A 10,821-nucleotide genomic window follows, 5' to 3' on the forward strand; every position below is an offset into this window, starting at 1 on the left:
ATGGCCGGCGAGCGCGCTGCCGAGACTGATCTTACGGCGCAGTTGCGCAAAATAGCAACCCAATTTTGTGCTGGCTTTATCCAGGACGCCTTGTGTTTATCAGATGACAATTTAGCAAGGGAGACTGATGCCATAATCACCTATTATCCAAGGGAGACCGATGCCATAATCGCCGATTATCCACTGGAAGAGGGCCGGCCGCTTAAACCTGATTACAGAAGTCTAGCTAATACTTTGAAAAACTGCCTGGTGGCGTTAATTAGAGCCGAAGGGATAGACCAGAATGAAGTAATGTTCGATGAGACATTAAGAACATATTTTGCCGAGCAGGCTAGTGAGAGTTTTACGCAAGGCAAGTTAGATTGTGACGATTTAGCCAAAAGCCATCCGAAACTGAAGCGCCTAGTCAGCCCATTTACGCCGGAGCTAGTGGGACGCCTACTTAATCCGCTCGAATGGCACCATGTTCCCTTAAAAGAGCTGGTTATTTATGAAGAAGGTAAAAATTCACGACTCAGTTGACAAAGCATAAGTTTGATAGGTAATCTGTTGTCAGGTGATCCCAAAAACCGAAATATTATATACACCCTGGGGGCCGGTAGAAAAGCCGACCGCTGAGCCAACCGAAAGACCGAGTTATAACAGGCAGGTTGGAGCGGAGCTAAGAGCGGCCTGGGCGATCATAATCCTTGTTGATAGCGGAATTGACCTAGCCGATTTACACGACGAGCCTAAACCAGCAACAAAGCCAGAAGAATCAGAGCGATCGCCATGAACGAAACGATATCGATATACTTTTCAATCTTGGTTTTATGATTTTCGCCCAAGTACCGGGCCAGATATCCCAGGCCAAAGAAGCGAAGGCTTCGGCCGAGTAGCGCGCCCAAAATAAAAACGACAAAATTAATACTAAACGCACCGGCAGTCAGTGTTACCAACTTAAACGGAATCGGCGTAAACGCCGCGGTCAGAACAACCACGAACGCTCCTTCTTGATAGCGTTGTCCAAGTTCATTAAACCCGGCTTGGAGATTAAATGTTTCAATCAGCCATTGACCGATAGTTTCAAACAAGCCGACGCCTAAAATATAGCCAAAAATTCCGCCCAAAAGCGAAGCCCCGATAGTTATTAGTACCAATCTGAGCCAGCGCTGAGGGCGTGAAAATATCATCGCCATTAAGAGCGGATCAGGCGGAATTGGAAATATTATGGCTTCAATAAAACTAAAGCCGAACAAGGCCCGGTCGGCATTTGGCCGATCAGCGCGGGCTTCAAACCAGCGGTAGAGCCGTTTAATAGGGGTTAGTTTAGCGGTCGCCACAGAATTTAAGTTTACAATCATAACTAGCCTTAAGCTATGCCAATCATCTAAAATGAACCAACATGCATAAGGTGATTTTGTATTACAAATTCGTAGTCTTAAAAGATCCCGCCGCAATAAAGTTGTGGCAACAAGAACTGTGTAAGCGACTGGGTCTAAAGGGGCGGATTATCGTCGCCGACCAGGGTATTAACGGTACGTTGGGCGGTAAGGTAGGCAGTCTTAAAACATACATTAAGGCCATAAAAGAAACCGGGTTGTTTAAAGGCATCAAATTCAAGTGGAGCGACGGCGGCCCGGATGATTTTCCACGCCTGAGTGTCAAAGTCCGGCCGGAGCTAGTCACGTTAGCACCGGAAGAAAAATTCGATATTTTTAATAGCAGCCGAGGTCTGCGGCCCAAGGATTGGCACCAATATCTGAAGGACCACCCGCAAACGGTTGTGTTAGACGCCCGCAATCATTATGAAAGCCAGATTGGCCACTTCAAGGCAAAAAATTTGATAAAACCGAAGATTAACAATTTCCGGGAGATAAAGCCGCTGCTAGAGGTGTTGCCTAAGGACCAGCCGGTGCTGACGTATTGTACGGGTGACATCCGCTGCGAGTATCTGTCGGCCTACATGAGCCATAAAGGCTTTGAGGAGGTCTATCATCTTGATGGCGGCATTGTAAAATATGGCCAAGAGTTTAAGGATGACGGCCTCTGGGAGGGCAAGTGCTTTGTGTTTGACAATCGGATGAGCTTGGCATTTTCCGACAAAGTTAAAGACATCGGTGATTGCTGGCACTGCGGATCAGCCACCAGCGCTTATATAAATTGCGCGGACAAAACCTGCAACCGATTGATGCTGGTTTGTGATGACTGCCAAGGTCAAACTGCCTGCTCGGCCGGCTGCCAGACGGCTATAAATCAGATTCAGCACCAAAGTGCTTGACAAGTCAGCCTTATGCGTTAATAATTATTTTTAGAAACATTTAAGTTGTGAGCAATGAAACGTCTTCTGTAGTTGGTCGCTTGGAGGACGCGGAGCGAGTAGCGAAACCGGGCAGCTGGCCTTTTGGTAAAAAACCATGAAGTTCAGTCGACCCGACTGAACTTATTTGTTTAGCAGAATTTTGGGACTCCAAATGTGGGCATCTCTAGATTAGTATGTTGACCTATTTAGTGTCCACAAAGTGGGTCGCTTTGACACAAAAAAAAGCGACCGGTCTTTAGCTGCGTGGCCCCGCATATTAGCGAGGCCTGTTGGCATTTACTAGTGGGCGGCGCCATGTAGCTAGGGATGAGAGTTCAAAGGGCCAGCGAAGTGCGACCACGCTTATCACGGTCCTGAAGTGCTAAGTATAGCTTTAAAGCTCGCACCTTTTAGTTTGCACTGGGCTCTCTACCTAACTACATGAACCAATAAATTAGCTATTTTTGGTTGATTTATGAACCTTAACAAATACTAAATTCTGATTACGAGTTCGGATGTAATGTGACCGAACAAGTGAGGTGATTCATGAGTATACTATCCGAATTGCCTCGCATATTGAGGCGCAATTTCAGCAAGGCGGTAGTCGTTATGGCGGTTGTCATAGCGCTGCTCCTTGTGATCTCCCGCCTGAACCCATTCGGCTTCGTAGCCGGCATCCCAGGTGCGTTCGCTGATACGATGGACGGGATCTTCGGAGAGAGAACGGTTGACGACACCGAGCTGGTGCATCTCAGTGTTGTGGCGCTGGGCACCAACCAGGAATTTGGCGAAAGTTGGTTCCTGGCGCATGCAGCCGGCCGGCAAACGTGGTACAAGGGAGGAACTGAGGCCGAGCGGATTTTGCTCGAGCACGGTTTCTATCTGGCCACGGCCACTGTCCCGGCCGAGAACGTCACCGTCACGGCTAGTGATGGTGATCTGAGTGTAACGTTGATACCAGCGTTCAAACAGGCCACCGTGTGGTCTGAACCGCTGAGTCGTAACCCCAAGGCGGCCAACGCGGTCGGGTTCCTCCAGTGGGTAGGCCAGATTGGCGGAGCTGACACCAGTGACGCAACGGCACGGCGCGAGATGAAGATTGCGGCTGAGAGCCGAGTGTTCGACAACCAAGATTTGATGGTTCTTGCCCAATGTTCAGCGGCTTGGACAATCGACAGCTTACTGTCAGAGGTATTGGCACAGGCTGAGATCGAAGCGCAAGTCACGTATACCGGCGTGTACTTTGACCGATGCAATGACTTGCTTGCGCAGGACAACCCGGACGGTTACGACCGTGATGGTGACGGCATCGTCGATGTCTCCGTACCAGCCGGCGGACACCGTGCTCCAGACATCGACCTCGGGGTCGTTTACGACGGAAGAGAGGATTTGTAGAGAGTGGTGTGTAAGCCGCGTTTGCTAATCAGCCGACGCGGCTTACACTACCTAAAAAAGGCCACATTGCATCCCTCGAACTCGTAGTCAGAATTATTTGATTGCATGATTTAGCGGTGGTTTGTCTTGCCCTAATTAACCCAAGAAAGGGGATAGCAAGATGACACAAACTACTGACAGAACGGTTTTCATACCGTCTTCGCTGCCTGAAACTCAAACCGCAGCGGCGGACGACCCAATTTGGGTCGAACAACCTACCTCGCCGGAAAACGACAAACGATTTCGACAGCTTAAAAGAGTTGTAGGCGCCACGGCGCTGACCGCGGTAGTAGCGGTTGGTATCTGGGCCGCCGATAGAGGAGCTGATCCGTCTCCGGATCAGCCAGTGGTTCGGTCTCTCAACCCGGACACGGTTCCGGGACAGGCGCCCGGCTACGTTGAAGAGTTATCGCCTATGCTGGAGCAGCTAAGGCGACAAACCGGCACCATTTCCAAACTCCAAACTGATAATAAAACATTAGAAGAAGCTAATACTCAGCTGAATAATCAACTACTTGGCAAAGACCAAACCATCGATTTCATGCAGCTGGACCTCACGGAGGCGCAGGCTCAATTGGCGGCCCATAAAACCCTGCTTAGCCAATCTCAACTCACGTTGACGGAACTTCAACAGACTCTGCCAAAAATGATTGAAGCCAGTTTTCGGCTAGGCCGGGTCGAGGTGCAGAGGAATGAATCAATCGAGGTAACCTGGTCGATATACGGCTGGTTGCCGGGGGGCAGCGACGATGAAACCCTCTACTTTATCGGCGACGGCGAAAGGCTATACCAAACGTCCTCCAGAATGGAAGTCGGTTGGGGAGATTCCGGCGGTCGAGTCGATACCTTAGAGCTGACTTTTGACCTGCCGAGCTTAGTACACGCCGGTTTCGAGGTTTCTACTGTCGGCACCGACGCTAAGCCGGGCGTACTAGCGCAGGCTGGCCAACTCGGCCCTTTGGGTGAGACCATCATCGACCCGATGGTAGAGGAGGCTTATCGACGAAACCACGCCGCTGCCTGCTCGGATGTTAAAGCCGCTCGTCAAGTGGCCGAGGAAATGGAGCTTAAGGCGGCTGACTTTAGTGCTTACTTTAAGACTGAAATTAGGTGGCGCGATAGCGACGGCCAGCTACATGACTCGGTTCCGCGAGATGACATTTTGCTAAAAAGCATCTGTCCAGCGTCGAATTAGAAAATGGCGCGGCCAAAACAGCCGCGCCAAACCACCATTAAGTCATGCGATCAAATTAGTTAGAACTGATTACATGCTGGTAGCAGACAAGCTACTAGTCTAGTAAGAAGGTGCGAGATGACGAAATACCAGCTGGGCGACCAGGTTGTCCGTCGGCGCTTCACACTTGTGAAAGCGCCAAGACTATTCATCGCCTGGTGGCTGGCGGCCAAGACTGCCAATCGATGGATATCAGCTACGGCAGTGTTTTTGGGCGTGGCTCTAGTTGCCGCCGTGGTCTTGATCGTCTTCAGCATGGGAGGCGAACAAGCGCGGTCACCAACTGATCCGATTGTCGCTATTGGCGGCATGACGTCAACCACCGACGGGGCTATCAGGCCGCCGGCTACGACCAATACCACCGCGACCACCGTCCCGGTGATCGACGTGACCGACCCGACGTCAACGACCATCGCCAGTGAAGATTCGTCGTTGCCGCCAGACATTGGCAGTCCCTTGCCGCCGCTCAAGCCGGTGTTAAAGGACTTCGTCAACCCCAAAGTCAACCTGGCTTTGGGGCCGGTACTGGGCGATATCGTAACTACGACGTCGTTCATGTCTGCCGACGGGCCCAACGCGCCGCCGGAGATGACGGTCAAGGTCAAAGCCCCCATCTCAGTGCCGCTCAAGCTGTATACCGACAGCGATGGGCGGACGGCGCTCGAGATCAAGAGCGACGACAGGGGGCGTTACGCCGTCTACTTGCCCTGGGAAGGGGTCGTTATCGACGGCGACCGCATCCGTAGCGACGATGGGCGTCGTTTCGGGAATATCCCAGACACGTTCCTGACGGATCCGGAGGTTTTTCCGGTGCAAGTCAAGCGGTTTGACCGCCGCTACAAGGCGGTGTATGACCGCAACGTCTATGGCACGTTCTACACTCGTGGGACGCTGCCAAACGACCCGCAAGCCTTGGTCGTGCTGAACGAAGGCCTAGCCAAGGTGATGAGTCGGGCGTTTTTCGAGCACGAGGCCTGTCTCGACGCGCTCTACCGCGAGCTGTGGAAGGCTCTTCGTCCGGCGATTTTGGAATTTCTCGAACACGAAGGGATCTTTCCGCTCGGCTTGACGCTCGTCAGGCAGAGTGAGGTGGCTCAGGCCATCTCAGACTCGGCGGACGGGTACGCCCGAGAAATTGCCGGACAGGGGCTCAAGATCGGACCGCCGATCAAGAACGGCCCTATCAACCTTACTCTCAAGCGCATAAAGCTTGGAAACAAGCTCTGCGCTGGCAGCGACCTACTCGAGGTGAGCGAGGGATAAGGAGTCTCGGTGTCGGAGGGCGGCCCATATATAAGGCCGCTCTCCGACATGAGCCACCATCTAAAGCTTGTCTGCCTGTTACCAGCGTGTAATCAGTTGTTGTGTTGTCAGAGGAGAACAAACGGTTTTCCCGGCACTGGAGGAGGTATGAGTAAACTATCACGTCTCCTCTGCCTCATGCTGGTGGGGATGGTACGCGATTTGCTGATTGGCCTATTCATTACGGCGAGCATCGTCATGGTGGCGGCGCTGGTAGTAGTGAGTGGAGTCGGCCAACGGATACTGGAACAAGTCATTCCGTGAGAAGAGAGGATATGTAATGTTGCCCGACAAGAGAAGAGAAGCCCCGGACCTTACGTTGTTGCGAGCGAACCCCGAGAAGTCTCGTCGCTTTATGAAGATCTTCTGGGCCACCATGTTCATCATGTTGTTCCTTCTGGTGGCTGTGGTGTTCATGAAGAGCCAATATGACTCGGGAGCCAACGGCACCTTGGGCGAGAGAGAAGGTATGTGGGCTGTATTCAAGACAGCCTTCCTTCTCGGCGGAGCGTTCACGGTTTACATGCTGACGAGATGGGTGGCTCCCGGGACGCTCAACTACCCATGGACAGTGGCTGTCGGGATGATTGCCGCATGGCTATCGCGTGGATTTGTCGAAGACGCGTCCGGACTCCAAGGTGGCACTCTTGGTGTGGGGATTGGAATCAGAGTCCTCGTTGCTGGTGGTATTCTCGTGGCCGTTGTGGTGCTGACGCTTCACTCGGTCTGGCATCGAAGCAGGAGGGAAGTCATAGGCGACTAGTTGATTGCCGGATGGCGAGAATGAACGTGGGGGCTTAACCTTCGCGAACAATCTCGTCATCCGGCCGCGCCGCTTTGTTCTCCTACAATCTGACAACACAACAACTGATACGCGCAAAATATTAATCGGAGTTTTGGTTATGGGGAGCGAAGGTCGGAAGCCAGAAGATATAATTAAAAATGTTCTCGAGGCAGATGCTAGACGGCGTGGAAACTTTGAAAGGGCCTTAGGCGAGGGATTAGATCCTCACACTGATGCCTTAGCGGGTAGACTCGCCAATGCCCTGGATAGGCACGGTCTAAGCATCGTTGAGCAAAATCCTCCCGGCTTACCGGAAGCTCCTCCTATAAGAGGGATTAGAGGTTTATTTTTGGAATATGTTCCAACCGACGATGAGCCGGAGGCAGGTAATGGCCACAGAAAACCTCAAACCAAAGCTGCCATCGGCGGTATTGCCGCTGCTACCACAGTTATTATGCCACCAGGGGCGTCAGTTGAACCACCTGCAGTTGAAATAGTAGATTCGACACAGGCTGCCGTGCCAATAGCCAACACAGTACCAGCGCAGCTTCATGACTCGTCGCTGAATGTATTAATTTCCGGACCAGAGCAGACTGCTCAAGCCCCGGTGTTTACGATTAACGTTGACCAGAAACTTCCGACGCACATAAAACCACCTAAGCAGCTGCTGCGGCGCAATACCGTTATCCCCCCAGGGGAACCGCCACCGATTGATACCGGCAATCCCAAATTACCCAAAACAATATCAACAGAGAGAATTTTTGATCCCGAGGATGACATTACTGGTGGTGAAAAGCCAAAGTACGCGGATGGCGGGTACTTTACCGTGCCAAAGGATGGAATTACCGGTGAGGAGTTAACAAAATTGGCACAGAGGTATATCCCAGACACTAAAGCCAAGGTCATACTTGAACATCCAGCCAACGATCCTATCCAAAAACGCGCGGATTCACGAGGGCGTCTGCTCGGTCTAAACGGAACAATGCCAGATGATAAGGTGTTGATACCCGGCCTGCGTGATTATCGGGTAAAGCCTGGTGATACTTTGGGTGAAATTTCGCGCCGGTTAAAAATTACGACGGGTGTATTACTGGAACTGAACCCCTGGCTAGTTAACCCTGATAAGTTAGAGATCGACGATACTATTCTTGCGCCGCATGATGACAAAAAGTGGGTCGAACCTAAGTCAGAAAAGCCAAGCCCCAAAGAGCCAAAAGAAAAAGGCGATGAAGCTGAAAAAAGGGACAAGTATAAAGAACTATTTAATAAAAAGGGATATGAAATAAAGCAAGAATTACAAAGTCAAGCACTGAATGGGGAAAGTGGGAGGTTAAGATCGGATCAACTTGACATACTTGGTTCAGCCTGGGGAGCAGAACAGCTATTTCCTGACGCAGCAGAGGCATTTCGATTACTTAACACGGCGTTTAAAGACAAGTTTGGTCATAATCTGGAACTTGTTGATACTTACCGCAGCTATGATCAACAGGTCGCGACAAAAAAATGGTGGGAGGATCAAGGCAAGGGATATATGGCGGCCACACCAGGGCGGTCTAATCATGGCTGGGGGTTGGCCATCGATTTCGGCGATCAGGATTCAAGTACCAGTAGCGTTGCCTTAAAGTTTACGGATGAGGAGTATGGATGGTTGATAGAGCGCGCGCATGATTATGGTTGGGTTAATCCAGATTGGGCTCACGACGGCGTCGGGAGTGAAGAAGCCTGGCACTGGGAATATATTGGCCGCCCGCTAAGCGATCTACTCAATCCTCAAAAGGATGATGATAAAAAAGAAGACGGCTCAAAGGAAAACACAGGTAAAGGAGACAAAAAGAAAGATAACTCAGGTAAAGAAAAGAAAGAACTAGGTTACGAAAGAAAAGACTACTATGAGCCGGGGAGTGATGATTTGACAGATCTTTTTAGGTCGGCTGCAAAAGTTGCAAATGTTCCAGCCAGCTGGGCAGAATCAGAGGCCCTACATAAAATCGTAAAAGCAGAATCGGGGGGATGGGTGGGTATACCGAACTATACTTACGGTGATAAAAAATCTGACCGGTCTCGCTGGAAAGAAGTGCACAACGAGCTTAAACGAGGCGAAATAACCGCTCGATCTTCAGCATCAGGGTTAGGACAGCTAATTTTAGTTAATGTAAAATCTTACTACCCCAGCGGGGTGGACGGGCTAGGCAATGAGCTAGAAGAGGCCGTTGGTATGATGCTTTACGTAGAAGCAAGATACGAAACTCCTGAGATAGCCTGGGGAAATCATGGTCAAAATCCAAACCGCCATGTAGGCGTCCCAGTTATTTATACCGATGAAGGCTATTAAAAGCCCTGTGAGATAATCTTGGGGTGAGCGTCACCGATGAAATTAAGCATAAACTTAAGAAACTGCCAACTAAGTCCGGAGTTTACTTTCATAAAAACAAAGCCGGACAGGTAATTTATGTCGGCAAGGCAGCGGTGCTGAAAAACCGAGTTAGGCAGTACTTCCAGCAGTCTCGGAACCGTGATCCTAAAACCGAAGCTTTGGTAGCGGAGATCGTCGATATCGATTGGATCGAAACCGAGTCGGAGATCGACGCATTATTTTTAGAAGCCGAGCTGATTAAACGCTACAAACCGCGATATAACATTGAGTTGAGAGACGACAAGTCTGATTTATTTGTCCGGATCGATATCAAAAGCGCGCACCCGACGGTGCAATATACTCGCCGGCCGCTGGACGATGGGGCGGAGTACTACGGCCCGTTTACCAGTCCTTACGGGGTTAGGCGCGCCATGAAGTATCTACGGCGGATTTTTCCATATGATATGAAAAAACTGCTGAATAAGAGCCGAGTATCATTGGACTACCATATCGGTTTATCGCCCGGCTTGGAAGAAAATAAAACCACCCTGGATCAGTACCGATACAACTTGCGGCAGCTGATCAAATACATAACCGGGCGGCGGGTGGCGCTACTTAAAGACATAGAAAAAGACATGAAGCAGGCGGCCAACCGCAAGGATTTTGAAGCGGCGGCCAATTACCGAAACCAGTTATCGGCTCTAAAGGCCTTGAGGCAGCAGGTTATTTTTGGCGACCGCGAGTTTATGGATATTAGCAAGGACAAAGGGCTCAACGGGCTAAAAAAATTGCTTAATCTAGATTCAGAACCAAAACGTATCGAGGGCTATGATATCTCCCATATGTCCGGTCAGGACACAGTTGCCAGCCTGGTGGTTTTTACCAGGGGGATACCAGATAAATCACAGTACCGTAAGTTCAAATTACGGCTTCCCGGCAATGACGACTTTGCCCACATGCGAGAAGTTATCAGCCGGCGGTTTTCCGGCCGCCATGAAAATTGGCCAAAACCGGATTTGTTGTTGGTCGATGGCGGCAAAGGCCAGCTCAGCAGCGCGCTATCCGCCATGGCGGAGCGAGGGTTGTCGATTCCGGCTATCGGCTTGGCAAAACGGCATGAGCAGATCGTTAGAGTTTCTGGCGGGCGATTTGAACTTATTAAACTCGATGCACAGAGCGACATAATCAAATTGCTCCAGCGGGTGCGTGACGAGTCGCACCGATTTGCCATTAGCTACCATTCAACGGTTAAAACCAAACGCCAAACCGCCAGTTTATTGGAGGGTATTCCGACCGTCGGGGTGGCCACCAGAAAAAAATTAATCAAGGAATTTGGCAGTATCCGCGGTGTGATTCAGGCTAGAGAATGGGAGTTAGCGCGAACCGTGGGTACCAGTAAGGCCAGATTGATTAAACAATACCTTCGTTCGACC

At 50.7% G+C, this 10,821-nt stretch carries 9 protein-coding genes and 1 riboswitch; of the genes, 8 read left to right on the top strand and 1 reads right to left on the bottom strand.

Going from position 1 to position 10,821, the window contains the following annotated elements; genetic code table 11:
* Positions 1–522 (top strand): hypothetical protein, encoded by a 522-nt coding sequence (locus VGA08_02175; protein HEX9679404.1) that lies wholly within the window; start codon positions 1–3, stop codon positions 520–522.
* Between the two features lie 209 nt (positions 523–731).
* On the opposite strand, the gene VGA08_02180 is transcribed toward VGA08_02175, so the two are convergent.
* Positions 732–1,322 carry a YqaA family protein gene (locus VGA08_02180; GenBank protein ID HEX9679405.1) on the bottom strand — a complete coding sequence of 197 codons (591 nt, stop codon included), beginning with the start codon at positions 1,320–1,322 and terminating at the stop codon, positions 732–734.
* 62 nt (positions 1,323–1,384) lie between these two features.
* On the opposite strand from VGA08_02180, the gene VGA08_02185 reads away from it, so the two are divergent.
* The 7 genes from VGA08_02185 to VGA08_02215 all read left to right on the top strand — a co-directional run.
* Positions 1,385–2,260, top strand: coding sequence for a rhodanese-related sulfurtransferase (locus tag VGA08_02185; protein HEX9679406.1), 876 nt, complete (start codon positions 1,385–1,387; stop codon positions 2,258–2,260).
* 38 nt (positions 2,261–2,298) lie between these two features.
* A riboswitch (cyclic di-GMP riboswitch) is annotated at positions 2,299–2,382 on the top strand.
* Between the two features lie 445 nt (positions 2,383–2,827).
* Complete coding sequence (locus tag VGA08_02190) at positions 2,828–3,676, top strand: hypothetical protein (GenBank protein ID HEX9679407.1); 849 nt, start codon at positions 2,828–2,830, stop codon at positions 3,674–3,676.
* 160 nt (positions 3,677–3,836) lie between these two features.
* Positions 3,837–4,910, top strand: a complete 1,074-nt coding sequence (locus VGA08_02195; protein HEX9679408.1) for a hypothetical protein — start codon at positions 3,837–3,839, stop codon at positions 4,908–4,910.
* 117 nt (positions 4,911–5,027) lie between these two features.
* Positions 5,028–6,212 carry a hypothetical protein gene (locus VGA08_02200; GenBank protein ID HEX9679409.1) on the top strand — a complete coding sequence of 395 codons (1,185 nt, stop codon included), beginning with the start codon at positions 5,028–5,030 and terminating at the stop codon, positions 6,210–6,212.
* A 394-nt stretch (positions 6,213–6,606) separates the two neighbouring features.
* Positions 6,607–7,014, top strand: a complete 408-nt coding sequence (locus VGA08_02205; protein ID HEX9679410.1) for a hypothetical protein — start codon at positions 6,607–6,609, stop codon at positions 7,012–7,014.
* A gap of 4 nt (positions 7,015–7,018) precedes the next feature.
* Positions 7,019–9,367 carry a D-alanyl-D-alanine carboxypeptidase family protein gene (locus VGA08_02210; protein HEX9679411.1) on the top strand — a complete coding sequence of 783 codons (2,349 nt, stop codon included), beginning with the start codon at positions 7,019–7,021 and terminating at the stop codon, positions 9,365–9,367.
* A 23-nt stretch (positions 9,368–9,390) separates the two neighbouring features.
* Positions 9,391–10,821 (top strand): excinuclease ABC subunit UvrC (locus VGA08_02215; protein ID HEX9679412.1); only part of this gene is annotated, 1,431 nt, incomplete at its 3' end.

This window comes from Candidatus Saccharimonadales bacterium (assembly GCA_036397795.1).
GTDB lineage: Bacteria > Patescibacteriota > Saccharimonadia > Saccharimonadales > DASWIF01 > DASWIF01.

Coding starts and splice junctions, on each gene's coding strand:
- VGA08_02175 (HEX9679404.1), top strand. CDS start 1: ATGGCCGGCGAGCGCGCTGCCGAGACTGATCTTACGGCGCAGTTGCGC.
- VGA08_02185 (HEX9679406.1), top strand. CDS start 1,385: ATGCATAAGGTGATTTTGTATTACAAATTCGTAGTCTTAAAAGATCCC.
- VGA08_02190 (HEX9679407.1), top strand. CDS start 2,828: ATGAGTATACTATCCGAATTGCCTCGCATATTGAGGCGCAATTTCAGC.
- VGA08_02195 (HEX9679408.1), top strand. CDS start 3,837: ATGACACAAACTACTGACAGAACGGTTTTCATACCGTCTTCGCTGCCT.
- VGA08_02200 (HEX9679409.1), top strand. CDS start 5,028: ATGACGAAATACCAGCTGGGCGACCAGGTTGTCCGTCGGCGCTTCACA.
- VGA08_02205 (HEX9679410.1), top strand. CDS start 6,607: ATGAAGATCTTCTGGGCCACCATGTTCATCATGTTGTTCCTTCTGGTG.